At 30.6% G+C, this 26928-nt stretch carries 25 protein-coding genes and 1 riboswitch; all 25 genes read right to left on the bottom strand.

Annotation, left to right across the window (positions count from 1 at the left end; genetic code table 11):
- Positions 1–2: 2 nt before the first annotated feature.
- Positions 3–632 (bottom strand): RIO1 family regulatory kinase/ATPase domain-containing protein, encoded by a 630-nt coding sequence (locus U8307_RS07695; protein WP_326906683.1) that lies wholly within the window; start codon positions 630–632, stop codon positions 3–5.
- Positions 617–1363, bottom strand: a complete 747-nt coding sequence (gene mobB / locus U8307_RS07690) for a molybdopterin-guanine dinucleotide biosynthesis protein B (protein WP_326906682.1) — start codon at positions 1361–1363, stop codon at positions 617–619. Before mobB ends, U8307_RS07695 begins: the two co-directional genes overlap by 16 nt.
- An 11-nt stretch (positions 1364–1374) precedes the next feature.
- Positions 1375–2097: an energy-coupling factor transporter transmembrane component T family protein gene (locus U8307_RS07685; RefSeq protein ID WP_326906680.1), complete on the bottom strand. Its 723-nt coding sequence runs from the start codon at positions 2095–2097 to the stop codon at positions 1375–1377.
- A complete protein-coding gene (locus U8307_RS07680; protein WP_326906679.1) occupies positions 2090–2746 on the bottom strand; it encodes an energy-coupling factor ABC transporter ATP-binding protein in 657 nt (218 codons plus the stop codon). The genes U8307_RS07685 and U8307_RS07680 overlap by 8 nt, the downstream gene beginning before the upstream one ends.
- On the bottom strand, positions 2743–3399 hold the full coding sequence (locus tag U8307_RS07675; RefSeq protein ID WP_326906677.1) for an ABC transporter ATP-binding protein: 657 nt from the start codon (positions 3397–3399) through the stop codon (positions 2743–2745). Before U8307_RS07675 ends, U8307_RS07680 begins: the two co-directional genes overlap by 4 nt.
- Positions 3399–3911, bottom strand: a complete 513-nt coding sequence (locus tag U8307_RS07670) for a molybdopterin-dependent oxidoreductase (RefSeq protein ID WP_326906675.1) — start codon at positions 3909–3911, stop codon at positions 3399–3401. The genes U8307_RS07675 and U8307_RS07670 overlap by 1 nt, the downstream gene beginning before the upstream one ends.
- A complete protein-coding gene (locus tag U8307_RS07665; RefSeq protein WP_326906673.1) occupies positions 3908–4909 on the bottom strand; it encodes an alkaline phosphatase family protein in 1002 nt (333 codons plus the stop codon). Before U8307_RS07665 ends, U8307_RS07670 begins: the two co-directional genes overlap by 4 nt.
- 1 nt (position 4910) lies before the next feature.
- On the bottom strand, positions 4911–5462 hold the full coding sequence (locus tag U8307_RS07660; protein WP_326906671.1) for an ECF transporter S component: 552 nt from the start codon (positions 5460–5462) through the stop codon (positions 4911–4913).
- Positions 5463–5470: 8 nt separating this feature from the next.
- Entirely contained in the window at positions 5471–5941 is a 471-nt protein-coding gene (locus tag U8307_RS07655) for a hypothetical protein (RefSeq protein WP_326906669.1), read from the bottom strand.
- A 15-nt stretch (positions 5942–5956) separates the two neighbouring features.
- Complete coding sequence (locus U8307_RS07650) at positions 5957–7120, bottom strand: 4Fe-4S binding protein (RefSeq protein WP_326906666.1); 1164 nt, start codon at positions 7118–7120, stop codon at positions 5957–5959.
- Complete coding sequence (locus tag U8307_RS07645) at positions 7110–8687, bottom strand: FMN-binding protein (protein ID WP_326906664.1); 1578 nt, start codon at positions 8685–8687, stop codon at positions 7110–7112. The genes U8307_RS07650 and U8307_RS07645 overlap by 11 nt, the downstream gene beginning before the upstream one ends.
- Positions 8688–8695: 8 nt before the next feature.
- The gene (locus U8307_RS07640) at positions 8696–9427 is read right to left on the bottom strand and encodes a molybdopterin-dependent oxidoreductase (RefSeq protein WP_326906662.1); all 732 of its coding nucleotides are present in this window, start codon (positions 9425–9427) and stop codon (positions 8696–8698) included.
- A gap of 2 nt (positions 9428–9429) precedes the next feature.
- Positions 9430–11862 carry a hypothetical protein gene (locus U8307_RS07635; protein ID WP_326906660.1) on the bottom strand — a complete coding sequence of 811 codons (2433 nt, stop codon included), beginning with the start codon at positions 11860–11862 and terminating at the stop codon, positions 9430–9432.
- Positions 11863–11922: 60 nt separating this feature from the next.
- Complete coding sequence (locus U8307_RS07630) at positions 11923–13071, bottom strand: S-layer homology domain-containing protein (RefSeq protein ID WP_326906658.1); 1149 nt, start codon at positions 13069–13071, stop codon at positions 11923–11925.
- A 97-nt stretch (positions 13072–13168) separates the two neighbouring features.
- Positions 13169–13284, bottom strand: a riboswitch (molybdenum cofactor riboswitch).
- A gap of 136 nt (positions 13285–13420) precedes the next feature.
- A complete protein-coding gene (locus U8307_RS07625; protein WP_326906656.1) occupies positions 13421–15358 on the bottom strand; it encodes a flavocytochrome c in 1938 nt (645 codons plus the stop codon).
- A gap of 461 nt (positions 15359–15819) precedes the next feature.
- Positions 15820–16044: an HTH-like domain-containing protein gene (locus tag U8307_RS07620; protein WP_326906653.1), complete on the bottom strand. Its 225-nt coding sequence runs from the start codon at positions 16042–16044 to the stop codon at positions 15820–15822.
- A gap of 130 nt (positions 16045–16174) precedes the next feature.
- A complete protein-coding gene (locus U8307_RS07615) occupies positions 16175–17005 on the bottom strand; it encodes a potassium channel family protein (RefSeq protein ID WP_326906651.1) in 831 nt (276 codons plus the stop codon).
- Between the two features lie 105 nt (positions 17006–17110).
- Positions 17111–18244 carry a glycerate kinase family protein gene (locus U8307_RS07610; RefSeq protein ID WP_326906649.1) on the bottom strand — a complete coding sequence of 378 codons (1134 nt, stop codon included), beginning with the start codon at positions 18242–18244 and terminating at the stop codon, positions 17111–17113.
- Between the two features lie 18 nt (positions 18245–18262).
- A complete protein-coding gene (larA, locus tag U8307_RS07605) occupies positions 18263–19540 on the bottom strand; it encodes a nickel-dependent lactate racemase (RefSeq protein ID WP_326906647.1) in 1278 nt (425 codons plus the stop codon).
- A 119-nt stretch (positions 19541–19659) separates the two neighbouring features.
- Positions 19660–20607 carry a 2-keto-3-deoxygluconate permease gene (locus U8307_RS07600; RefSeq protein ID WP_326906645.1) on the bottom strand — a complete coding sequence of 316 codons (948 nt, stop codon included), beginning with the start codon at positions 20605–20607 and terminating at the stop codon, positions 19660–19662.
- Positions 20608–20903: 296 nt separating this feature from the next.
- A complete protein-coding gene (locus U8307_RS07595) occupies positions 20904–21671 on the bottom strand; it encodes an SDR family oxidoreductase (RefSeq protein ID WP_326906643.1) in 768 nt (255 codons plus the stop codon).
- A gap of 125 nt (positions 21672–21796) precedes the next feature.
- The gene (locus U8307_RS07590; protein ID WP_326906641.1) at positions 21797–22975 is read right to left on the bottom strand and encodes a quaternary amine ABC transporter ATP-binding protein; all 1179 of its coding nucleotides are present in this window, start codon (positions 22973–22975) and stop codon (positions 21797–21799) included.
- Positions 22975–23838 carry an ABC transporter permease gene (locus U8307_RS07585; protein WP_326906639.1) on the bottom strand — a complete coding sequence of 288 codons (864 nt, stop codon included), beginning with the start codon at positions 23836–23838 and terminating at the stop codon, positions 22975–22977. The genes U8307_RS07590 and U8307_RS07585 overlap by 1 nt, the downstream gene beginning before the upstream one ends.
- Before the next feature lie 24 nt (positions 23839–23862).
- A complete protein-coding gene (locus U8307_RS07580) occupies positions 23863–24867 on the bottom strand; it encodes a glycine betaine ABC transporter substrate-binding protein (protein ID WP_326906637.1) in 1005 nt (334 codons plus the stop codon).
- 587 nt (positions 24868–25454) lie between these two features.
- Complete coding sequence (locus U8307_RS07575; protein ID WP_326906634.1) at positions 25455–26885, bottom strand: transposase; 1431 nt, start codon at positions 26883–26885, stop codon at positions 25455–25457.
- Between the last annotated feature and the right edge of the window lie 43 nt (positions 26886–26928).

The raw sequence follows: 26928 nt of genomic DNA, 5'->3' as shown, positions 1-26928 counted from the left end.
CTTTAAAAATCCTTAAACAAAATCCCTCTTCTTCTTTCCATAGCTAATAACTCTTTTTTTTCTTCTAATATTATCTTTTCTTTGTCTATATTTAATTCTTTTGACATTATATCAATAAATTTGTTTCTAAAATTAATCTTCCATTCTGTCATAACTGGCTCATAAGTCAATGCGTAGGCAGAAAACTTACCTACATCTTCTAATATAATCCCTTCACACACCTGTTCAAAATCAATCCCGTAAATTTCATTATCATTAATAATAAAATTTCTAAAATTTACATCTGTTAAAATTACTTGTTCTTTATGTAATTCAAGAACTTCTCTATAAAAAACTTTAAGCCATCTGCAAAGATTATAAACCATATTAATGTCCAACTTATTCTGCTTTTCCTGTTCTTCATACCAATCAAGTAACGTCACACTACCCAAATCTTCAAGATAAATACAATTTTCATCAGATTTAATTATCGAAGGAACATTAACACCAGCATTTTTCAGTACATTTAATATTTCAATTTCCTTTATGTAATTTTCTTGGTTTTTAAATTTTTTTAAAATATAAGTACTATCATTTTCAACAATACGAAATACATTATTTCGTTTACTGATTAATTTTATCTTTTTATGCATATTTCAATGTCTCCATTTTCCATATAACCATCTAATTCCTTAGTAACAGCTTCAACTGTATTTTTCAAAATATTTTGAACAAAAGGTACCATATTAATTTCAAGACCGTTAACCTTAAGAGTTACGCTTTGTTTTGTCAAAACGCAATCTTTTCTTTCTGCTTCTTTCTTTAATATAAGCGAGCATAATTCTCTACAAGTATGTCCGCACTTTTTACAACATTCATCTTTCATATCAGGAAGGCTATCAAAAACTTTTTCTTCAATTAAGTCAACTAATTCTTTTATTTGAGTTATTGAATTAATTACTGGAATATCTTCATATTTATCTATATTATTAGATATCCTACCTGATATTGCAAATGCCGTATCATCAAATCTATTTTTAATTCCTTCAACATCATGAGCTGTTACTATTTTAGGCGCACAAGTATCCCTTACTCCTTCTAATATAACAAAATCATAATTGTAAAAACTTAAAATATCATTTATGCTTAATTTACTTTGAAACAATATGTCAGTTTCATATGCACCTCTAGCTGTAACCAATTGAGAACCTGCAATTTTGTGTCTATGAGTATTTGTCCCTTCTATATCCATTTTGAAATCTTCAAAATGTATTTCTTTTACACTTCCTACAGAATAATTTCTTTTTTTAAGTTCTTTAATTATATTCTCTATGGTTGTAGTTTTGCCGGATTGTGATATCCCGATAACAGAAAAAACTTTCATAATGCACCTCTCTATTTGTAAATAATAAATAACATTGTTGCTGAAACGTTAAGAGCTATTATAAGATAATCGAAGGTTTTCATTTCTAAAATCATGTAGCTTGTCCTTTTAGAATAAGCCCTAAACCCTCTCATTTCCATAGCAGCAGCTAATTCCTTTGCTTTAATCACAGAATTTATTGTTATTGGAGTTAGTATGTATTTATAAACTTGAATCTTTTTTCTTAATTTAACTTTCTTTAAATCAATTCCTCTAAGCTGTATAGCTGTAATCATATCTAACATTTCTTCTCTGAATATAGGCAAAAACCTTATAGCAACAGAAACCATGAAAGCTATTTCATAGGGACAATGCCACTGAATTAATCCCTGAATTATTTCTCTGCTCGATGAAGTTGTAATGATTGCTGCAGAAACAATTATTATTCCAAGACGAAGAATAAATTCAAGGGACCTTAAAACTCCATAATCCGTAAACAATGTGACACCGCCTATTGTCAAAATAGGCTTACCAATCTTAGTTAATAAACTTTGAATTAATGCAATTAAAATTATAACTTTAATTAACTTTTTAAGTCTAATTAATATAGATATTATATTAATTTTATATGATAATGCAATTAATATTGCTATTAATAATACAACTAATAATATTGATAATTTATTATAAATCAATGCAAGGGACGATAATATTAAAACTTGAACTAACTTCGTTCGGGGATCTATATTATTCATAAGCTCTACCCCCTTCAATTTTTATCACTCTGTCTCCATGTTTAATAATAAAATTTTTGTTATGAGTTATAATTAGCATACCTATTTTTTTATTTTTAAGTTTATAAAGCACCTCTGACAAAGTATCTATTCTTTCTCTGTCTAATGAAGCAGTAGGCTCATCCAATATTATATACTTTGGTTCATTCATCAATACTGAAGCAATAGCTAAACGCCTCTTTTCACCGTAACTTAATAAAAAGGGGTATGTGTCTTTGACTTTTTTAAGATCAAAGATTTTTATCATTTCTTCAGCTTTGACGAAGGTTTCTTCTTTGTCGAGTCCCTTAAATATTAATGGAAATGTCAGTTCTTCCATAACCGAACTAGTAAAAAGCTGCCTTTCAGGATACTGAAAAACATAGCCTATAATTTTCCCTATGCTACCAAGTGACATGTCAGCAGTTCTTTGTCCAAATATTTTTATTTCTCCATATGATGGTTTAATAATACCCATTATTAACTTTGTTAGAGTTGTTTTACCTGAACCATTTTTTCCTGTTAAAATTGTGGTTTCTTCGTTATTTATCTGAAGTGAAAAGTTTTCAAAAACCTTTCTCCTTCTGTTATAACCATAAGAAATATTATTGATTTCAATTTTATTTTTCATTGTTCACCTAAATATATTATTCTATCTGCAATTTGAATATTTTCAAGTTCATGGTCAACCATGATTATTGTTTTTCCTTCTTCTTTTAATTTTAACAGAAGATTCTTGATAATTTGTTTTCCTTCATCATCAATCCAAGACATTATTTCATCACATATAAGTATTGATGGATTAAGCATTAAAACTGACGCAATTGCAATAAGTTGCTGTTGGCCTCCTGATAAATTATTTGGATTGTCATATCTATATTGCTCCATGTTCATTATTTTCAATATTCTTTCAATACGTTTACCTATTTCTTCTCTATCGACACATAGATTTTCAGGGCCAAAGGCAAGTTCATCCTCAATCGTAGGTGAAAAAAGTTGTGTTGAAGGATTTTGAAATATAATTCCTATTTTTGTTACTGTATCAGCAATACTAAAATTTATAATATTTTCACCAAAAATTAATACTTCACCTGATAATTCCCCAGTATAAACTCTTGGAATCAATCCACAAATACAGTTGCATAAAGTACTTTTACCACATCCACTTTGCCCTATTATTGCAACTGTTTCACCAACCTTTATATTAAGATTTACATCCCTTAATATATATTCATCTACATTATTATATTTAAAGCTTAAATTCTTAACTTCAACTGCATTCATTATTTAACCTCTATTTCAGTAATCCATTTACACCTTCTATTGCTGAAAATGTCTGATACTACAATTGATTCATAAGGACCTCTCCCACCTATATCTCTGCTTCCAAGGTATTTACCATCTTCCATAAAAGCAATATAAACATTCTTATCCATTGAAATTTCTTCTGAAGAATAAGCAACTGAATATCCATCAACTGCTCTGATTATAATAACTTTGTCCTTAAAGTCAATATTATTTTCTTTAAGCAAATCCTTTAACTGAACCCCCGTATAAATATGAGTTTTAGGGTCTGAAGTTGAAGTATCAAGAACTGCTTCAAAATCTTCACTGTAGAACATTATCATGTCCTTGGTTAAAACTTTTTTTTCATCATCATATTTTAATATAATTTCTGCTTTTGATAAAATTTCTTTTTGTTTTTCAACATAAGTTCTATTTATATTTAATGAAATAAATATTATAATTATCAATGTAATTATTAACATAACAACTATTGTAACTCTTCTTTTCATTTTTCTTTAATGAAATACGGCACAACCATATCAGATTGAACACAGATTCCATGACCCCCTCCTTCAGAAGTTTCATGCATGCCATGATCAGGTACAATTATAATTGCTCCATCCCACACTTTACTTAAATTTAGCAAATATTGGTCGATTATTTTTATATATTCCATGGTTTCTTCTGAATATGGTCCATAGCTATGTCCTCTGTCATCAATTCCGTGAAAATGAACGAAAATCAAATCATAATTTTCATTTACAGCATTTAATGCACTTTTATACATTTCATCATCTGTATCTTTATCTTTGTTAATATCTATATGAAGTTCAGGTTCAATTTCAGTGTCTAATATTTTAATATCCCCTTCAAGTAAAAGCGAATTTTTATTGTTACTATTAGCGTATTCAAATATACTATCTACATTCATTTCTCTAACACTTCTGTCATGTACACCATTAATATTAGGAGTTTGTCCTGTAATAATTGCAGCATATCCTGCATTGGTAACAGGAGTATATACACTTAGTGCAGGATATTTAAAATATTTGCTTAAAAATGGAATGTCATTTTTTTCATTAAGTATCTTAAATTGATTAAATGAAAAACCATCTAAAAGCACTGTCATTACTTTTTTATCACTTTTTAAGTATTCTTTCGTTTCAAAATATGCATTGGTTATACTGTTGTATTTGTCTGTCAAATATATTCCTTCAATATTTTTTATATTTCTATTTTCATAAGTTACAAAAACCGATTTGTTTTTGTTAATATAAAAATCAGAAGATATTAAATTTACTTCTCCTGTTTTACTAATGACTATAGCATGAAAAAAATCCACATCAATTATTTCTTTTATCGATACTCTTCCCTCAGGAACAAAATCAACCATTAAATTTTCATTTTCATTAAATATGCTTATTCCTATTTCTTCTGAACTTGTTTCACTAACTTTTACACTACATCCAACTAGAAATATTAAAAATACTAAAAATAATTTTTTCATTTTATTCCTCTAATATATTCATTTTTTCCAAACCTTTAGCAATGCTATATGCAATAATCCCACCTACTATTCCTGACAAAGCTGCTACAGACAATATCAAAACAACCGTAACAAGTGGTAACCTAAAAAATAATATGTTGGAAATCAATGTTCCTGTAATATTTGCAACCGTACATCCCAAAATATAATGAAGAGAATTATATTTCTTATTTTTGGAAAATAAAAATACAATATCTACAGTTATTCCTGGTAATGTATAAGAAATAAGACTCATAACCCCGTGAGTTCCCATTGTTCCAGTTGCAATTACCAATATACCCTGAACAATACCTATTAAAGTACCTGTGCCTGTTTTTTTAACAATACCTGTACCAAGGACTACCCAAAACATATAAAAACCGCCGGCTATTGCTCCCCCTGGTATAAACAATGGTCCCGTTATTATATGAACTAATGGTACCACTATTGGTTTTGTTGCTATCCCAAGAGCTGATACTATTGCTATAATAATTAAATTGAATAATGTATAATTTTTTAGAAATTTATTTTCCATAAATGCCTCTATTGTAATATTATTTCATTTACATGCTTAATCCAGCGCTGACTGAAAGGATCTCTTCTGATAATAAGCTGAAAAGGGCCGTTTCCGCCTAATTTTTTTGTTTTTAACAGTTCATTATCTCTTTCAAAAGTTAAATAAGCATTTGATGGCTCAATAATTTCTTCAATGCTTAATATTACTCTGTATCCGTCATAAGCATTGAATGTTACCTTTTTATAATTTGATATATCTATATCCAAAGTTTCAAAAAGTTTAGTTAGTTCAATACCTTTATATGAAGTTTCGACAGGCTTTTCACCACTACTCCTTACAACCGCAGGAAATGTTACAGCTTCTTCATGTGAGTAAATAGTTTCAACATCAATTATTTCTTCATTTCCGTCAATATTTACAATTAATGATGCCTGTTCTAAAGAGCATCCTGTTATTATAAATATTAAGATTATAATAATAAAAAGTTTCTTTAACATATTAACCGCCTTTAATCAGTTGACTAAGGATTTACTTACAGCATCCTTTACTGAATTAATAAAACCTCGTGAAGAAGAAGTAGCACCACTCACAGCATCTAAATTTAAATTTTGTGATTCTAAAATTTTATATGAAATATAACGAAATACCTCTTCATAATAACCTGTTGTTTCTCTGTGATTTAATATTTTTATATTAGAAATTTTATTATTATTTATTACGACTTCTACATTCATAATTCCGCCAAACCCAATACCTGAACCTAAATAGATACCGTCCTTAATATTTTCAATAGTTGCTATGGCTTGTACATCTGTAACATCTATTAAAGGTAACAAAATATATGAACTTAAAATTATACAAATACAAAATATTATATAAATATTACTTTTAATTTTTTTATTTCCTATTTTAATCGAATAACCCTCATTATCTTTTACACAAGTATTTATACATTCTAGACAGTTAATGCATTCGGGAGAAATATTTTCTTCAACTTCAGATATTCTAAGCTGCTCAGAAACAGGACAATTTCTTAAGCAATAAGAACACGATTCACAATCATTCTTCTTTATCTTAAAAGGCCCAATGGAATATAGCAAACTTTGAAAAGCTCCAAAAAAACAAAAATACCTGCAGAATATCCTTCTTCCAAACAATGATATCAAAGCAATCAACAATAAAATTACAGTACCTAGTTGCAAATTAAATCCCGCAAATATATTTAGGTAAGCAATCCACGGTGAAATTGGGGAAATAATATTTCCCATTCCCAAAATACTTATAATCAATATTATTATTAATATTATATATTTTATAAATTCGGGCTTATGTGAAAACTTTATTTCCTCAAGTTTTATTTTACTGCCTAAGTATTTAAAAAAATCCTGTATTGCTCCAATAGGACAAATAAATCCACAAAAGAATCTTCCCAATAATAATGCAGTAATGGTTATTCCAAATGTTAATGCAATGCTTCTTGAAAAGCCCCGCCACCTGTAAGATAAATCAGTAAAGGCAGATTTCACTGCACTCCATCCACCATAAGGATTCATATCACCTATAGAAAAGAATCTAAAATCTATAATTTCATTTATATACATATAATAAATCAAACATGATATTATTACTGTAACAGTTGTAATTATTTGTATTATATTTCGTATTTTATATTTCATTCTTTTCAATCCTTAAAAGCGACCTCATTATTTCACTATTTCCTTTATATAAAATTACAGATTTGTCTTCATATATCAAATAACATTTCAACAAGTCTTCCAATGATAAATCTATTGTAGTTTCATCTGTTTTCACAGCAGTAAAGTTATCTACTTCATCCCATCTCATTCCTGCTGTTAGCAATACGTCTTCCAAAAGCATTCCTTCATTACCATATATAGACTTTGTTCTTACAACTTCGATTATTTTTTCAGGGAAAATCACTGCATCTTTTGTAGTTGAAAAATGCGTCATTTCTTTTACATTCATACCAAGCTTGAAATTGGGAGCAATATTCATTGGAGCATTGTCTCCTTCAACCTTTAGAAAATATCTTTGCCTTACCAATGATATTGTTTCATTTTTTATAAGACCGTCTACAGCACCCATAGTGAAAAAACCTTTTTCATCAACTTCGTCAAATTTTCTTAATATTTTCCCTACCTCTATTGACTTATCCTTAGCTCCATAGTATTCATAATAATATGGCTCAATATCTTCAGTTAATGGATTAAACATATGAACGCTATCTATATCCTTAGGAGATATTTCTTTATATAAATCAATATTGGAAACCATCTTTACCCAATATGGTCCAAGTTCCAAAGGAACAGATACTCTTACAGGCTTATCTTCATCTTTTATATCTTTGCCGTTGACTTTCCAGGTTAATATTATGTCATTTACTTCTAATTTTTCCTTGTCTATCATAGTATAATATCCATCTCTTCCGGTTATACCTATACCTTCATATTCACTTAAATCAATACCTTCCATATCCAAAACATGTCTAAGAGTAGGACCTGTTACACGTAATTTTGTTTCGGTTCCTGTTGTATTTATAAGTGTTGTATCCATTTCTATCTGCTCATATTCTTTTATTTCATCAGTATCTATACGAACAGACCCACCTTCCCAATTTATAGCAAAACTATTTATATCTTTTTGCCACATTTCCTGTGGTACTACATCCGGAACCTTCGGTAATTGTATACTATAATTCCAATATTGATAGTGTCCTATAGCAGCATTTACTGCGCTCACTACTGCCTGCGAACTTACTGTTGCTCCTGTAACTTGAACTATATCTTCAGGATTTTCCTTGTCAAGCACCACCATATTTAAATATTTATTCACAGGCAAATTTTTAAACCTATCCAAAAACCAGTTTTTTTCTATATGCTCTGCATAGTCCATAGATTCTTCGTGGTTTAAAATTTGTATTCCAATTAATTTATCTTTTTTGTTATCAATAGCAGCTAAAACTTCAATAGGACCATTATACCCCACACAGCTTACAACATATGCGCAAATTTCTCCATCTACTTCATAAGCCCTTTTTACTGCCGGAAAATACAAAGAGCCATATAAGTCATCCGCAATGTTTTTTATCAAAGTTACTTTTTTTGCTTGAGGATAAAATACTCTTACTTCCTTTTCCTCTTTAGAAGAATCATTCAATACAAAAAATAAAAAACCAACTACAATTAATATAATTGCGATAATATATCTATATCTATTCTTCATAATTTCACCTATTCTATAAGGATTACATCTATGTTTGAAACCCACTGAGGCTTATTCACATCTCCTGCCTCCTTTTGACCTACTACTAACTTATATGGAGCACCTTCATCTGTATTATATTCTTCGCCATCTTCTTCCCACGCTATAATCATTGGATACTTATTTTCAGGATTTGTTTCATCAATATACTCATTTTGTACTTGTTCTATTGTAAATTCCATTTTATAGCCATCCTCAGCAATTATAGATATTTTTGTTGCATCAGGCTTTATCAAGGCTACTTCATCTAATAAATTCCATAGCTTAATTCCTTTAAAATATGTATATCCTGTGGTGCCAAAACTATTCAATGAATAAAAATCAGCCTCAAAAATAATGTCAGTCATTGCTTTTAATTCATCTAGTGAAAGTGAAAGTTCATTTTCAACCAATCCTTCTATTTTTAATAGATTCTTTGTATTTTTTTCATCATCAATATTATTTGTTTGCTCTACTGATGAAGGTTCTTCTGTTATTGGTTCTTCTGTTATTAGTTCTTCTGTTGTTGGTTCTTCTGTTATTTGTTCTATATTATTATCCTCTTCGGATTCTATTTCTCCTTCAGTAGTTTTTTCATCAGGTTTTAGGGTTGCTGATTCTATTTTTTCATTATTATCAATATCTGAATTCTCATTTACACTTGTTGAACATCCAGCCAGTAACAGCAGTAAAGCCATTAATATAATCAATATTCTTTTCATAATCACCTCTTGAGTTCCTGCAAAAATATTACCGGGAAGCCCTTTAATAATTTCAGTCTAAACTGATTTTGCAACAGCAGTCTTTTTGCCCAGTGATTTTCAATATCACTAAAAAAGGTATCTGTTTTTACATCCTTCATTTCTGGTGCTTCATAATCACCTGTACCAACAACTATGCAATCAGTCCATTTTACCCACATAGATTTGCTTTCTTCAATAATAAGTCTCAATGGTCCATATGCATTGTTGTTAACATATCCAATACTTCCTTCATTGGGAACAAGAGGATAACCGTCCGCTGCATATGCAAGAATTATATCCTTAATTTGTCCCTGAGAATTTAGAACTCCATTTATCACCTGCTCATTACTTCTTAGTATTTGGTTGTAATTTTGCCCACTAAATACTCTTATGCTTGGAACATCTACATCATCCTTAAGTTCAACAACTTCATTTATTAAATCCCAAAGAACAATACCTTCCATTTCACGAATTCCATCGCCAGTATAAACATCTCTTATTGCATAATCTTTTAATGCTTCAATTTGTCTTAAAGTAAACGTTCTTGGTTCTTTTATCTGAGAGCCTGTTACACGAAGGACAGGCATGTCTAAGTAATCCTCATATATGCCTTGTTCGTGGTTCCATGCATTTTCGCCTACATCAGTTTGTGTACTTTCACCTTCACCTGTTCCCTGGGTTTCTGTTGCTATAGATTCTCCTTCACCTATAATTATTTCTTTTGCAAACTGTACCTGATTAGATCCGTTTGTATCATTATAATTTGTTTTACCGAATATTATTCGAATAGGTCCTCCATCATTTCCAATACCTGGATTGAATCCTTCATCATTTGGTCTCGTTACATAGGGGTATCCATTGAATCCATAAGCAACTAGCACTGGAAATTCTGTATAAAGAGGGTCTACATATTCACCCGGAAATGTTCCATCCCCTTTATCTAACGCACTTTTTTCATAATAGCCATATAATGAGTTATCCTTAATTTGCTTTATAGTCATTGGAGCAAAATTATAATTATCTGCTGCAATAAAACGCACTTTTGTATTTTCATCAATTTTTGGGCTTACCCCTGCTTTAAGAAGAATATCCCACAATGGAACACCCTTAAATGTATTGTAATACCAAAAATACTCGCTATTAGAAAGGCTATATTCTTTTGTTACATGAATATCCTCCATTGCTTCAATATCTTTGACATTATATCTCACTTCTTTTTCTAATGCATCACCGTGAATAATCAATTCATAATCAGTATATTTAGTATCGTCATAAGGAGCATAACTGTGCTCATAAATATTTTTAGCGTCTTTTTCTTCTATATAAATATATGCCACATTAGAAAATTCCTTGGCAGTATTTTCATCTTGATGATAAATTAACTTAAAACAGCCATTGTCGTTATGTTTTTCTTTAATATAACCATCTTCTGTATCCAAAAATACTAAGGGTACTTCATTAATGCCATAAGCGACTGTGTAATTTTCCGCCTCAGAAATAGGTACTGTAAGAATTTTTTGTCTTGATTTATCTTTAAAAGTAATGTTTCCTGCATTCTCCTTTGCTTTCACATAATTATCAATTAAATATTTGACATTTATCCCCTCGTATGAATTTTCCAATACTTTACCGTCAACTTTTTCACAGTATGTTTTCAAGGTTTGACCTTCTGTATCTTCTTCTATTTGTCTCAAAGAAACAGCTCTATAACCTTCAACTGCAGGTCCCTCAATTGTAAAAGTTGCTCCTGTAATAGCATCAATATTATAAGGCTCTCCATCTCTATCAATGTGCTTATAAGGTGATTCAGAAGTTACCTTCACTCTTTCGTCCCCTACAGTAACCTTTATTATTTTTTTACCCCATTTTGACATATTCATGTCATCAATATCAGTCTGTCCAAATAATAATTTCGGAAAATCCTTGTCTAAATCACTTTCAATTATATCTATATCAGTCCATGAAACGGGAGGAGAGAAAATGTTCTTAGGAAAATCAGCCATGACTGTAGTATATCTTGCAATCATAGGCATTACCACTTCCTTGCTTTCCAAAGTAAAATCACTGTAATAATATGAATTTTTTAGCTCATTGATAGTCTTTGTAAATTCAAAACCATCTGAGCAAGTAAACTTAACAGTATAATCTTTGTCCAATTTCAAATTATCACTAATAAGTTCAAAAAAATCATATCCCTTCGCTTTGATAATTTTATGAAATCCAAGGCTGTTATTAGTAGAGAAGGTTCTCTCTACCATCGTATATTTTACCCAGTCTTTTTCTGAAATTAAAACCTCTTCTTTGACTCCAGTGCCTGTGATTATTAGCTCTAGCTCTGCTGTTTTACCAAAGACAACAGCATTTGATATAAGCATACAAACAATTAGAAACCAAACCATAATTTTTCTGAACATAATAACCTCCTGATTTATAATAAATGAGCGAAAGAATCGCTCATTTATATTATTGTTATATTATTCTGAAAATAATGTATTAAATACTATCAATGCAGCTTCAGCTCTATTTACATTCTTTAAAGGTTCAAAGTTTTCTCCTGCAACTCCAACAAAAACATCCTGAGTTTCAAGATAAGCAACAGCATTCTCTGCCCATTCAGCTACATCATTTTTATCTATGTAATTTGATTTTTCCATAACAAATTTATCTACCTTAGTTTGTTCTACTAAACCTTTTGCAATTGCCGCCCTTGCAGCTACAACTGCTATTTCTTGCCTTGATATTACTTTTTCGGGCATAAACGTACCATCAGGGTTTCCTATAAATAATCCAGATTCAACAGCAGCTTGAACATAGGAAGATGACCATCTATCTTTATCTATATCGCTGAAAGCTCCTTCATAATCTTTAAGCTCATATCCTAAAGCTGCAACTATTATTTTACAGAACTGTTCTCTAGTAAATTCCTTTTCAGGTGCATAAAGTCCATCACCCATACCATCTATAATATCTCTATTAACAAGATCATAAATAGCTGTTTCTGCAAATTTAAATTCTTCCGTTATGTCAGTAAATATAATAGTTTCAGTTTCTTTTTCATCAGTTTCTTCAACTGTAACTTCCTCAGGTTCTTCTTCAACAACCTCTTCTAAATCTTCTTCTATGGTAATTTTATTAATCATTTTATAAACTGTATTAAATTCGCCTTCTTCTTTTAAATTTCTATACACAGTTATTTCTTCATTTTCAATTTCATCATTGTCAATTATTTCTCCATTTACTTCATAAGCTAAAACAAATTTCAATTTATCATTAAAAATATCCTGAAGTGGCTGTGGATCAATTTCATATCCATCAGATGCTGTAAATATTACGATTCCTTCTTCTGCAGTTACTCCTGCTTTATCTTTTAACAAATAAGCTAAGCTCACACCTTTAACTTGAGCTGTTTTTTCTCCTGACTTTGAATTGTAAATGTATTCCTGAGATATTTGAGCTTCCTCAGGCATTTCTTTCAAATCCTTTAAAGTTAAATTAAGTTCAGTTTTAACAAACTCTCCTCCAATAGCAACAGTATAAGCTTTTGTTTCAGTCGCAAATACTGTCAGTTGAAATATTATAACTGCAATCAATACAAATAGAATTACTCTAAATCTTTTTAACATACAATTCCTCCACTTATTATATTTATTTAACTTTAGTAAAACTAAATTTAAATCAAATAAAAAACAGCACTTTTGATGGAAATGTGCTGCTTTTTCTCAAGTTGTTCTCTTTTCTCCTTTCCATCAGGAGGCCCAACCGTTTCCAGTTAAACCCTATCGGCACAGCATCCATAAAAAATTCTTAGGCTATTGTGCTCGGAGTTTTATTATTTTATTGAAATTATATCATAAATTGGAAAAGGTGTAAAGTTACAAAAAAGTTTTCATAATGAAAAACTCCCTAAAATTGTATAAGATATTTCAGGGAATTTATGTATCAATTTAGTTATATTTAATGCGTTTTTTATATTTAATCTACTGAAACAAAATCTGGAACTTCTCCAGTAACAGCATATTCTCCAGCTATATGTCCATGTACTAAGGCATCGGGAATAGCATTAGATCCTAATCTGTTAGTTCCATGAACACCACCTGCTACTTCTCCAGCTGCATACAATCCTGGTATAATATTACCCCAAATATCCTGTACTTCTGTTTTTTCAGTAATAGTCAATCCTCCCATAGTATGATGTACTGATGGCCATTGAGGAATTGCATAATAAGGTCCGTTTTCAATCTTTAACATAACACCTTTATCAATAACCTTGCCAAAGTCAGGGTCTTCACCAGCTTCTATATATCCATTATGCGTATTTATTGTTTCAATTAAAGCTTCAGCTGTCATGTTTATAGTGTTATCTTGATATTTGTGAGCATTTATCATTTCTACCAATTCTTCCAAAGTATCTGCTTTAAATATACGGTCTGCATCAATACCATTTTCTAACTGTGTATCAGCAATAAATCCTGCTTTTTCAACTATATCCTGTCCAAAAATCGAGAAGGTTGGGAATCCATCGCTTTCTTGAGCTGCTCTTGAACAAACGTCACGTCTTTCACCTTCATTTACATAACGGTTTCCATTTACATCAACATAAACAATACCAGAACTCGGTCCACTAAAAGGAATAACTGCTGTTGCATCTAAAACACCATTATTTGGATTTGCGAATGGATAAAGTTGAATATATGACATTTGCATAGTATTAGCTCCAATTTCTTGAGCCATTATTAATCCTTCGCCAGTTGCCCCTACATGATTTGTAGTAGGTAAGTCGGCTGTAAGTGCAGGTACATGTTTTGAACGCATTTCTACATTTCCACTAAATCCACCTGTCGTTATAATAAGACCCTTTTCAGCCTTTATGTTCTTAATACCATCTTCTGTTTCAACTCTAATGCCTACAACTCTTTGTTCTCCTTCTATTTCACGATATATTTGAGTCATTTTAGTATTTAACATTACTGTAGTATCCGTTTCATCAATCATTTTCTTTTGAACAGTAACAATATCTGCACCTACTCCATTAATTGTCGTATATGTACGATATCCATAATGTCCACCTGGACGTGTAATAGATTCACGTACTTCAAGTCCATTATCTAATAATATATCTAACATAACAGGAGATCCATAGACAAGATTTTTAACTAACTTCTCATCTCCCATATAGTCTCCACCTACGATAGTATCTTCAATATGTTTTTCAGCAGTATCGGGTTCAATTTCTAACTGAGTATATAATGAATCTGCAATTTTACTAGTATAAGATGCATAAACTCCACCGTTAATTTGTGAATTTCCACCTAATACTGGCATTTTATCTATAAGAAGAGTATTTGCTCCTTGAGTAGATGAACTGTAAGCAGCTGATAGTCCAGCAAATCCCCCGCCAACTACTACTACATCATAAGTTAGGTCCCAATTTTCTGGAAGATTCTTGGTTCCCATTGGTGGTCTAGCATCATTTATAACATCTGCTTCACTAGCAACTTCTGCTATATCAAATTCACTAATAACTCCACCTGCTTGTTCAATTGCTTTAGAAACTGCTTCTATTATAGCGTTACTTGATATAGTTGCACCTGAGATAGTATCTACACCTATACTTTGTTTTTCAACAATTTTGATTGGCATATCTTTTATTGCAGCATCAGAAACACCTTGTGTTTCATTATGAGAAACAATCTCAATATTATCAATTGAAGTTTCACTTAATGTAACCTTCACCTGCATTGGATTCATACCAACTACATCGATAATATATTCACCTTTCTTCATCGGAGTAATATTTACCTCTTGCTCATTAACTGTTGAAGTATCATCTGTTTTTGTTGTACAAGCAGTTATGGAAAACAACATGCACATTACAAGAAGTAGTGATACAATCTTAATTGATTTTTTCATTTTTACTTCCTCCTTTTGAGTCACAAAATCACTTTGCATTTAAATCCATCAGTACCCTTTATAGTAAATATTTAACAGATACTAATTGTTTAAATTTTAACATAAATTTCTATGCTTGTCAAACATTAAACATTTTTGAAATGACGATTAAAAAACCTCTTTATATTACATAGTTTAAGATTTATAAGCAATAGGCATATTCATAATTCATTGAAATAATGATTATAGTGCCAAACTATTTAATGTTTATTGTTAGGAATATGCTAATAAGTTGATAAAATTTTTACAAATGTGTTTTTGCCAAAATAATACATTATTTCCCAGGAAATAATGTATTATAGTTTATTATGCAATATAATAGCTATAGTAGACACTATAACTACAACTTATTTTATTATATTAAAAAAACTATGCCTCAAGATTTATGGCATAGTTTCTTTAATATAAAATTTTATTTTAATTTATACTGCTGTAACAAACTTAGAAAGTTTTATACCTTTTCTTACCTCAATTGAAAATGAGGGATGTAATCCAGATGCACGTACTATATCTGTAGTCTTATAATCTTCTTCAAGAATAACTGGTGCATATTCTATTCCAAACAAAAGGATGTTTGTAAGTTGATATCCTTCTTGTGCACTATCATACATTTCTTTTAATATTTTGCCTAATTGTTTTACAGTCACTTTATCAACTCCTTATATAATCCAATTATATCTTTTAAATACATCATATCATATTGTTACAAAATTTTCAACTTATATTATTTTTTATTGTATTTTTGTAACTTTTTTGTTGTATATATTTAATAAATTTTTATCTTTCAATGCTTTCGAAATTTTCCCAGAAATTTTTAATTTTACTATACTTAATTTTTTGTTTTTTATAAACTTCATTATTATATGTTATTGGGCTAAATGATTTTCCTACTTCTATATCATTTGAATAATATTTTTTGTATATAGCTACTTGATGTAATCCATAGCTACCAGTTATTGATATTTTTATTCTAAATCTGCTTTCAAATGATTTTGTTTCCTCATTGAAATTATTAGCTTTATTTACTTCTTCCATTACATTAAAGGTTTCAAAGCTATTTCTAAAGCAATAAGAAAAATCATATTTTCCTAAATATGTAATATAGTAATCAGTTAGGATATTAAATATAGAAGCTGTAACATCACCAGTGTTATGTTCTATAACACTTATTCTAACTTCTGGATTTATTAGTGCATCCTTGTTTGTATTAATAACTCTAAAAATCAACAAATCAAGTTCAGGATTATAAATTATTTTTTTAGAAAGTTTTATTGAATCTCTAGGATGTAACATTTTAATTGATAATATTGATATCATTAAAGCAAAATATAATGTAGCTATACAAGAATGAACTATGACTATTATTTTTCCAATATTCGTTATAGGTACTAGGTCTCCATATCCAATAGCTAATGAAGTAACAAAGGAAAAGTATATATAGTTTAAGAAACTAGTTCCATTTTCTAATATTTTTAAATTATTATATACTATCGCAAATAACATATTAATTACTATATAGTAAGTTAATAATTTTGCCATAACTATTCCAAAATTTGCATTTCTAATTTCACTAACCCAATCAAGGCTAGTTTTCTTTGGATATTTCATTAAATAACCTCACTTTAAATTAAGAGAGTTTTTTGTTTAACAAAAGCTATATATTTTAAAGAAATATATAGCTTTTATATTTATTAGTAACAAATTATATAAACATTATTTTACGCTTTTAATTAGTCTCATTATATTATCAGCAGTTACTTCTAGATTTTCTTTACTTTTTAGTTTACTAATTTGAAAATCTTGTGGAAGTCTATTTATAGTGAATATTGATGTAACACCTATTTCATAGGCTTCATCTATATCATTATCAGCTCCACCTACTATAACAGTTACTGGAATATTTTTGTTTTTAGCTTGTTTCGCTACTCCTATAACAACCTTACCTCGTAAACTTTGAGAGTCAATTTTACCTTCGCCAGTAAAAATCATATCAGCATCACTTATTATATTGTCAAACTTAACTGTTTCAAGTACTGTTTCAATTCCCATTTTTAGTTTTGAGTTAAAAAATGCAATCATACCTGCTCCCATTGCACCTGCTGCTCCACCGCCAGGAACATCTTTCAAATCTACAGCCATATCTTTATTAATAACTTCACATAGATTTATAAGGCCATTGTCAAGTTCTACAACTGTTTCAGCGTCGGCACCTTTTTGAGGTCCAAATATATATGCTGCACCTGATTCGCCATACATTGGGTTATCTATATCACACATTGTTATTATTTCTATATTTTCAATAATCTTAGAGCGTTCTGATAAGTCTATTTTAACTATATCTTTCAATGTTCCTCCTACAGGTATAAATTCATTGCCTTTATTATCATAGAATTTAACTCCTATAGCTGCAGCTGCTCCTGTTCCTCCATCGTTTGTACTTGAACCCCCTAATCCTACTATTATCTTTTTACAACCTCTTTCTGCTGCTGCTAAAATTAGCTGACCTACTCCATATGTAGTAGTTTTTGTTGGATTTTTTCTATCTTCAACTAATGGAAGGCCTGCACAGCTTGCCATTTCAATTACTGCAGTTTTGCCATTATCTATTAATCCATAAAAAGCTTGCATATCTTCAAAATATGGATTTTTAACTGTTTCATATAACTTTTCTCCACCTAGTGCCTTTAAAAAGCAATCAACACTACCTTCACCGCCATCGGCAACTGGAATTGATACTATTTCACATTTAGGAAAATACATTTTTATCTTTTCTGCAATTATGCTACAAATCAGTCCTGAACTTAATGTTCCTTTAAATGAATCAGGGATTAATACTGCCTTTTTCATATATACACTACCTTTTCTTTATTCAACAACCATTACAGAAACTCCATCAGGAATAACTGTTACTGTGGCATTGTCATTTCCTAATATTTCTTCTGCTTTCTTTAATGCATCTTTTACATTTTTGGCCGGTATCATATGGAAATCCTTTATAGTTTCATCGTCTGCATCTGAAACATAAATAATTTTAGCCTTTTGTAAAACTCTAATAAAAACTTGTGACTGCCATTGGTCTGCCTCAGTTTCATTTCTGCCTCTTGATACAAAGGTATCTAATACCTTCTTAATATCATCAGCTTCTTTAAATGTTTTATAAAATACGTCGCCGCCATGCCCATCGCTTGATTTAGCAAGCATAATAATAACTCCATCTTGTTTTACAGTAACTTCTGCTGCTGTCATACCCTTTACTGCCTGATAAATATTTTGGTCTAATGGATAACCACCATTTGTTGAAACTACTATATCAGCTGATACTGCCTTAACTTTACAAAGTCCTGATAAAAACTCACAGCCTTTTTCATGTGCTTCAATTGCATCTCCAGCCACAGCATAAATAACTTCTTTTTTATCATTAATTATAACATTAACTATATAAGCGAGTCTAGCTGTTTTTGCTGCCCATATCATATCTTTATGTATAGGATTACCTTCTAATATTCCTGTTCTTGAATTAGGGTCAGCTATAAATTCTGAACTATGGTTAGCAAGAACTGTCAATCGACTTGCAATACCTGGAAGAACGCTTTTTCTTCCTCCTGAATATCCAGCAAAAAAGTGAGGCTCGATAAACCCTTCTGCAACAAGAAGATCCGCTTCAGTAGCAAGTTTATTTATTATCAGTTCTCCACCTGAAGGTAATATCCCTAATTTTACAAACATACTTTCATCATCACAATCATGTATATAAATTTTTTCATTACTCACTATTTCATTTCCAAATTTTTCGATTAATTCATTTCTCGTAGTTTCTCTATGGCAACCTGTAGATATTAGTATAGTAATATCTGCTTCTGGATTTCCTCTGCGTATTTCCTCTAACATTAATGGCATAATAATTTTACTTGGTACAGGTCTCGTATGGTCGCTAGATATAATTACTATTTTATCTTTATCTTTTGCCATGCTACTTAATCTATCTGAGCCTATAGGGTTTTCTATAGCCTTCCTCACTAATTCAATCTGACTTCCTTCAGGTGTATAGTGATGTAATTCGCTTACAAGAACTGACTGAAGTCTATCATCAGGAACTTCCAATACAACTTTTTCCTTACCGTATGGTAACTCAACTTTTGCCAAATTTATACCTCCTAGATTCTACTAATTTTTTTATAATATATTATCATAAGTAATCCCTTACCTTGATATAATTAATTCATATTCAATTGATTTGTATAGTCCTCTTTAATCTTTAACTGTTATACTGTCTTTCTTCTACCATTTGCCCTTTTATCTAAATATGCAACAAATAAAGGACAGCAAATCGCAGTTACAATAATAGAGGCTGCTACTTGAACTGTTGCAGCTGTAGCTATTATGGCAATAGATGGATCAACTGCTGCAATTGCTTCTGGTGTACCTACAGCATTCCCTGCTGTAGTACCTATTGCCGCACCAACTGCAGGATTTTTAGCTTTTAATAATTTCAAAACAAGGTAACCGCCAATTCCAGTTATTATTGTTGTAATTAATCCTAGAATTATTCCAGGTCCACCAGCTGTAATTATTTGCCCAAAATTAAGAGCCGCACCTAATGGGAAAGCAAAGAATGGAATACAAATAACCGTTCCTTTTGCTAAAAATTCTCTTAAATCTTCATCTAAATTTCCTAAAATGAATCCTATAATAATTGGAACTACAGATGCAACAAGTGACATAAATGGAATAGAAGCAAGCCCTGATGCACCAAGAGCTATCATAGTAAAGAATGGGCCATCATTTATTGATAATATAGATATTGCTCCTACATCAGAAGCATCACCATACTGACTAGCTAAAGCTGCATAAAGACCACCATTTGAATTTGTTAATGCTGCTATAACAGCAACTGGACTTATTCCTAATACACCCTTAATTCCCCACATAGTACCTATGAACCATCCTATACCAGCACCAAGAATAAACTTAACAAGTGTTAAGCTAAATCCCTTTGCTAATGAACTTCCTGCTTGCCTAACATTAATCTGAGCACCATTACAAAGTAAAAAAAGAGCAATTAAAGCCGATGCACTGTCTCTAAACAGTGCTGTAGTAAAACCACCAATATTTAATACCTCAGGAAAAAATGTATTTATTGTTGCTCCTAAAAGCAAAGGAACCACCATTATTCCACCAGGTACTCTTTGAACATTTTTTAAAATTTTCATTGTTTTCCTCCTAATTTATATTTAACCGTTTTCACATTTTTATGTATTTATATCAAGTAATTATATTAATACATTTATATTTTTTAAATTCCATTAATAGTAAAATCATCATTAAAAACATTTTATTATTATATCCTATTTTAATTCTATTAAACTAATTATACGAAAAACTAAAATAATATTATTAAACAAAAAAGGCTCTATGTTTCTATTGAAACATAAAGCCTTTAATTAATATAAATCATTCTATTAGTTATGATAATCAGTCATCTAATTAGTTAAATTATTTTAATATATTATATTACTGTCCAACCGCCATCTACACTAAGAATTTGACCAGTGGTATAGCTTGAAGCATCTGAAGCAAAGTAAACGACTGCACCATCAAGCTCTCCCTTCTTACCTATTCTTCCCATTGGACAATAAGTTTTAACAACTTGAGTGAAAGCTTCATCTGAAACTACGTCTTGAGTCATTTCACTTTCAAAGTATGCAGGTCCAATAGCATTAACAGTAATATTATATTTTGCCCATTCATTTGCTAATGATTTTGTTAACATAAGTACTCCTCCCTTTGTAGAGCAATATGCTGTTAACGGTAAACCTGTCATAGCAACTTGACTATGTATTGACCCAATATTTATGATTTTACCATATTTATTTTCAATCATATTCTTTCCTACTTCACGAGCAAAATAATAAACACTATTTAAATTCATGTTAATCATTGTTTGCCATAATTCATCAGTTTGTTCTTCAGCTGGCCCAAACAAACCAATACCTGCATTGTTAACTAAAATATCAATTTTACCATACTGTTTTATTACAGTATCAACAACTGCTTTAATTTCTTCTACTTTTGTAACATCACATTTAATTGGTAAACATTTCACACCAAGTTTTTCTATTTCTGTCTTAACTAAATTTAATTTCTCGAGTCTCCTTGCAACGATTGCAACATCAGCACCTTGCTTTGCAAGAGCTGTAGCAAATTGCACCCCTAAACCAGAAGAAGCTCCTGTTACTATAGCAACTTTTCCTTTTAAATCAAATAAATTAGTCATTATATATCTCCCTTCCCTTTTTAATTTATATTAATATAGCATATTCAAATTTTTCATACAAGTATATTTTTACATATATTACTTTTTTTTCTATTTTTTACTCTTAACATTAATACTTTTCTTTATTAATCAGCTAAGGAAGACAACACTGCTGCTTTTGATATAATACCTCTTAAAACACCATCCTCATTAACAACTGCAATTGGATGTTTAGCTTCAGCTGCAAAAGTTATAATATCATTTATTAAAGTATCTTCATTAACAGTATAGTCGTCTGTTTTTATTAAATCAAAAAGTTTAATATTTTCCTTGTTAGCTTTAATTGCATCATCGATTGATACAATACCTTTATATCTCATTTTACTGTCAACAGCATAAGCAGTTGACACAGAATTTTGCTGCATTTCACGAATTGCTGTTTTTGCTGAATCATTTTCTCTGACCATACATGATGGTGTTATCATTATATTTTTAACACTTACAACTTTCGTCTTGTCAGCACTGACAATGAATTTCTTTACATAGTCATCAGCAGGATTTGTTGTCATATTTTCAGGAGTATCTATTTGAACAACTTTACCATCCCTCATAATTGCAACTGTATCTCCAAGCTTAAAAGCTTCATTAATATCATGTGTTATAAAAATTACAGTATTTCCAATTTTTCGTTGTATAGATAAAAGTTCAAAATGCATGTCCTTCCTTACCAATGGGTCTAAGGCTGAAAACGGTTCATCCATCAATAAAATTTCAGGATTATTTGCTAATGCTCTAGCCAGTCCTACTCTTTGTTTCATTCCACCTGAAAGACTATTAATAGACTTATATTCCCACCCATCAAGACCAACAAGTTTTGTCATTTCAATAGCTCTTTTCTGTCTTTCTTCTCTGCGCATTCCTTTTACTTCTAGGCCATATGCAATATTGTCCATTACATTTCTATGAGACATAAGTCCAAAGTTTTGAAATACCATAGATATTTTATTTCGTCTAAATTCTATAAGCTCTTTTTTGCTGAATGATTTAACATTTTTACCATTGTATGTTATTTCTCCAGAGGTGGGTTTTAATAATCCATTAAAGCATCTTACCAATGTAGATTTGCCAGATCCAGACAACCCAATTATAACAAATATTTCTCCTTGTTTTACTTTAAAAGATACATCCCACAGTGCCACTGTAACACCTGTTTTTTTATATACTTCATCCTTATTTGAGCTTTCATTCATCATTTTTGCTGCTTCTTTTTTGTTAATACCATATAACTTAGTAATATTTTTTACTTCTATAATATTGTCATTCATTAATCGCTCACCTCTTTTTTCTTAATAAATCCTTGTGTGAGGCGATCAAAAATTATTGCTATAATAACTATTGCTATGCCAGGCAACAATGCTTTACCCATTTCCACACGATTAGTAGCAATCAATATATCTAATCCAAGACCTTCCGCACCTATAATTGCACATGTTACAACCATTGACATTGCCATCATAATTGTTTGATTCACTCCTGTCATGATTGTAGGAATTGCCTGTGGAATCTGGACTTTTATAAGAGCCTGAATTTTTGTAGAGCCAAAAGCTATTGCAGCTTCTTTCACTTCTTTGTCTACATACATTATTCCATGACTTGTCAAGCGTATCATAGGCACAATTGAATAAATAATTGTTGCCAAAAGAGCAGGCATAATACCAAGGTTAAACAACATTACAGCAGGAACAAGATAAACAAATGCAGGCATAGTCTGCATCAAATCTAAAATTGGTCGTATAATGCTTTCTGCACGTTTACTCATAGCTATAAGTATTCCAAGAGGAAACCCTAATACTAGCGAAATAATTACTGCTGCTGTTACTATACTTACTGTTTCAATCATATGTTCCCACATTCCTGCTGATCCAATGAAAAACAACAATGCACCGTATAACAAACCTACCTTGATTTTCTTACTAACCTTATATCCTAAAAATATTACTAATAATATTAATATAAACCATGGAATAGAAGTAAGCAACCAATTGATTCCTTGTACACCTTCAATTGCCACAGACCTAATAGCATCCAGTATCTCCTTGTAATCTCTGCTAAACTGCTTTACAACATCATCAATTACTGTACCTATTTTAAACTGCAGTGACTGAGGAAATGAGAAAATATTATTCATATATATTATGTCCTTTCTAAAAGATTATTCATTCAAATAGGCTTGTACCTTTTCTGCGTTTTCTTCAGGCAACCATTCATCTAATAAATAATCGTTTTCTTTAAGTAACCATTTTGCTGTTTCTTCATGACTTGCTTGTGTTTCATCAAGATATGCAAGCGCATCAGCTATTAATTGACTTCCTGTTTCATATTTCTTAAAAAATTCAAGCAAATCAGGAGCTTTCTCCGCAAACTTATTACTACTTACTATTTTTAATTCTTGTTTTGGAAACTCACATTTTCCATCCATAAAAACATCAACATCATATGGAGCATCTTCCAACAAAACTAAGTCTAACTTTCCGCTTACCCATGTAGGTTCATAACAGTATCCAACCCATGCTTCTCCTATGTTATAAGAAGATACTAATGATGCAAATAAGGTTGCTTCACTACCTAATCTTGCATAGTTAAACATTTCATCTAAACCATAATATTCGTATTTTTTATACAAAACTTCATCTGCCATCCATCCAGGTATAGAACCATATATCCGACCTTTTGTTTTATCTTCATAATCAGGGAATACGTCTGGATACTTCTTCAAGTCCTCAACGGTTTTTAAATCTGGTGCCATAGGTTCTATACCTCTTTCAACATCACCTTCAATTACATATCGCGGTACATAAAGACCTTGTGCACTGTCTGGAACTAATATGCCAACATCAATAATATCTCCATTAGCCACATCTTCCGGATAACTTGCCACATTGTCTGTCCAACTTTCAATATCTAAATCAACGTCGCCTGTTATTATAGCTTGCCAGTTCATAGTAGATGAAGCTGATGATGTCTCAAAAGTATAACCATCATAGCCATGTTCAACTATTACTTTAGCGATTTCATTGTGCAGTTTTTGACTGTCCCACCCATTATCTGTTACAATAATATTAACAGGTTCTTTTGAAACTGATGCTTCATTACTGCATCCCGTAATTATAGAAACCATCATTAGGATGGCTAACATTAATGTAAAAAATTTCTTCATATTTCCTCCTTTAATTTCAAATTATATTTTTTAAAATAATTAGATCATATTTGAAAACATTTGCATAAAATAAATAGTAATATAATAAAATTGAATTTAAATAGTGACAATAAAAAATAAAAATAATAGATAATTAATACAGATTATTGTCACATTAGCTCATATTTTTTTGTTTTTCCCGCTTTGTTTGAATTGATTTTTAAATCTACTAGAATTTAATGGATGAAATCATAATATCTTATAGGTATATTAGACAATTTTTACTATTTATAGGTTATATGTCATTATTATATATATTTTTCTTTTATTTGTCAAATCATTAACTAATTACTTTAAATTTTTACCAAATATATTTTTTTATGAAGCGATTATGCTGATGTTTTTATAATTGTTATAGACAAGCTCCTATGTTATAATAAGTTATCTAGGAAATTGTAAAATGATTTTTTGATAACTGTTGATAGAATCTAATAAAAAATAGCAAAAAAAAAGAAAAACAAGTTAAAGCAAGTGAAATAATTGGATTTAAGGGCAACCTTAATACACCTACGAACATTGAAATATCAATAACTTTAAGCATTAAGAAATTATGCAATTAGTGGTTTAAGACTTCTAAGATACTGTGGACAACTTAATCTGTGTGCGATAATTGCTGTGAATTGACTAGCAATTCCTGCAATAAGCACATCAGCTTTAGTAGTAAGATGGTCACGAGATTTTCTTCCGGCTATGCACATGTTCATTTTAAAATGGTTAATGGCTCTTTCTACAACAGTACGTATTTTATACAACTCATTCCATTCATCAGAATCACGTTGTAAGCCTGGAAACATACGAAAACTCATATTTTCATAAGTGTAAGTAGTTCTACCTTTTTTGGCAGTGCTGCACGGATTGTCACAATTACAAACAAATTGACCTCTTTCCATATGAACTTTAGGGCATATCCATTTTATACGGTCGGCACGACCCTTTTCACGGCAAGGCCCACAATATTTCATAACCAAAGAGGAGTCATTTGGACATAATGGATAACCATATTCATTGTAACCAACTTTTTTAAGAGTACTTTCATTCCTTGTATTGTAAGGGATAATTGCTTTTTTAAAATTAAATTCATCTTTTAAAAAAGTATAGGTTTCAATAGTATCAAAGGCGGAATCTCCAAGAAAAGTCGATGGGTGAAAATCAGGATGAAGTTCAAAGAAGTCTTGTAAAACCGGTTTTAATGCAGAAGAATCACCGATTGATTTATCCTCGTCAGGGGAATCGGATTTCTTGTCAATTTCAATATCTTGATGCTTTTGTTTGAAGTCATCATCCAAGAAAGCAATATTACGCACAAGTCCTAAACCATTGGTGATAATAGCAAATTTGTCGGCATAACAGAAATGACCATTAATGTACATCTGTTTAGCATCAGGAGAAGATGTAGCTTGAGAAGGCATTAGACCATAAGCCATTTTGTATGGATCAACGTTAAGATTATTCTTATAGTAAGTTTTAAGCTGTCTAATGAGAGTATTCAAATACTTAGGATTGTTTTCTTTAACATATAATTCAATTCCGGAAGTATCAAGTGTAATAATTGAAGCAAGGGTAGAATCGATAGCTTGACAGATAGGTTCAGTATAGTCAACCATTTTAGAGAACATAAGCTCTAATTGAGGTATAAAGGTCTGTTTAAAACGTGTAAACATAGGGGCGTCAGGCACTTTTGTAAAACCACAGAAATCACGCAATTCGCGACATAAAGAAAGTAAATTGATAAGTAAAGCATCAGTAGGAATGGTTAATATCTTCTGCAATATTAAAGCAGATAAAAATCCTTTTAAAGGATAATCCCTTTTTCTGCCTATTGATAAGTGGAAAGCACAGTAAAATTCCACTGGTATGAAATCACATAAATTAATATGTTCTTCTAATAGTGAGAAGAATGTAGATGTGTCAGATGTTAGTAAATCTTGACATTCACTGAAATTTTCAGCAAGTGTTAGCTGAGAGTATTTAATAGACATAAGTTTCCTCCTGTTGTAGTTTTTGTTTGTTGGTACTTACATT

The organism is Sedimentibacter sp. MB31-C6, assembly GCF_035934735.1.
In the GTDB taxonomy this organism is placed as follows: domain Bacteria; phylum Bacillota; class Clostridia; order Tissierellales; family Sedimentibacteraceae; genus Sedimentibacter.
This window is presented reverse-complemented; position numbering and strand designations above follow the sequence as displayed.

Coding starts and splice junctions, on each gene's coding strand:
- U8307_RS07680 (WP_326906679.1), bottom strand. CDS start 2,746: ATGAAAAATAAAATTGAAATCAATAATATTTCTTATGGTTATAACAGA.
- U8307_RS07580 (WP_326906637.1), bottom strand. CDS start 24,867: ATGAAGAAATTTTTTACATTAATGTTAGCCATCCTAATGATGGTTTCT.
- U8307_RS07590 (WP_326906641.1), bottom strand. CDS start 22,975: ATGAATGACAATATTATAGAAGTAAAAAATATTACTAAGTTATATGGT.
- U8307_RS07575 (WP_326906634.1), bottom strand. CDS start 26,885: ATGTCTATTAAATACTCTCAGCTAACACTTGCTGAAAATTTCAGTGAA.
- U8307_RS07670 (WP_326906675.1), bottom strand. CDS start 3,911: ATGAAAAGAAGAGTTACAATAGTTGTTATGTTAATAATTACATTGATA.
- U8307_RS07595 (WP_326906643.1), bottom strand. CDS start 21,671: ATGACTAATTTATTTGATTTAAAAGGAAAAGTTGCTATAGTAACAGGA.
- mobB (WP_326906682.1), bottom strand. CDS start 1,363: ATGAAAGTTTTTTCTGTTATCGGGATATCACAATCCGGCAAAACTACA.
- U8307_RS07615 (WP_326906651.1), bottom strand. CDS start 17,005: ATGAAATATCCAAAGAAAACTAGCCTTGATTGGGTTAGTGAAATTAGA.
- U8307_RS07675 (WP_326906677.1), bottom strand. CDS start 3,399: ATGAATGCAGTTGAAGTTAAGAATTTAAGCTTTAAATATAATAATGTA.
- U8307_RS07630 (WP_326906658.1), bottom strand. CDS start 13,071: ATGTTAAAAAGATTTAGAGTAATTCTATTTGTATTGATTGCAGTTATA.
- U8307_RS07645 (WP_326906664.1), bottom strand. CDS start 8,687: ATGAAGAATAGATATAGATATATTATCGCAATTATATTAATTGTAGTT.
- U8307_RS07610 (WP_326906649.1), bottom strand. CDS start 18,244: ATGAAAAAGGCAGTATTAATCCCTGATTCATTTAAAGGAACATTAAGT.
- U8307_RS07635 (WP_326906660.1), bottom strand. CDS start 11,862: ATGTTCAGAAAAATTATGGTTTGGTTTCTAATTGTTTGTATGCTTATA.
- U8307_RS07650 (WP_326906666.1), bottom strand. CDS start 7,120: ATGAAATATAAAATACGAAATATAATACAAATAATTACAACTGTTACA.
- U8307_RS07685 (WP_326906680.1), bottom strand. CDS start 2,097: ATGAATAATATAGATCCCCGAACGAAGTTAGTTCAAGTTTTAATATTA.
- U8307_RS07585 (WP_326906639.1), bottom strand. CDS start 23,838: ATGAATAATATTTTCTCATTTCCTCAGTCACTGCAGTTTAAAATAGGT.
- U8307_RS07625 (WP_326906656.1), bottom strand. CDS start 15,358: ATGAAAAAATCAATTAAGATTGTATCACTACTTCTTGTAATGTGCATG.
- U8307_RS07665 (WP_326906673.1), bottom strand. CDS start 4,909: ATGAAAAAATTATTTTTAGTATTTTTAATATTTCTAGTTGGATGTAGT.
- U8307_RS07660 (WP_326906671.1), bottom strand. CDS start 5,462: ATGGAAAATAAATTTCTAAAAAATTATACATTATTCAATTTAATTATT.
- U8307_RS07600 (WP_326906645.1), bottom strand. CDS start 20,607: ATGAAAATTTTAAAAAATGTTCAAAGAGTACCTGGTGGAATAATGGTG.
- U8307_RS07655 (WP_326906669.1), bottom strand. CDS start 5,941: ATGTTAAAGAAACTTTTTATTATTATAATCTTAATATTTATAATAACA.
- U8307_RS07695 (WP_326906683.1), bottom strand. CDS start 632: ATGCATAAAAAGATAAAATTAATCAGTAAACGAAATAATGTATTTCGT.
- U8307_RS07640 (WP_326906662.1), bottom strand. CDS start 9,427: ATGAAAAGAATATTGATTATATTAATGGCTTTACTGCTGTTACTGGCT.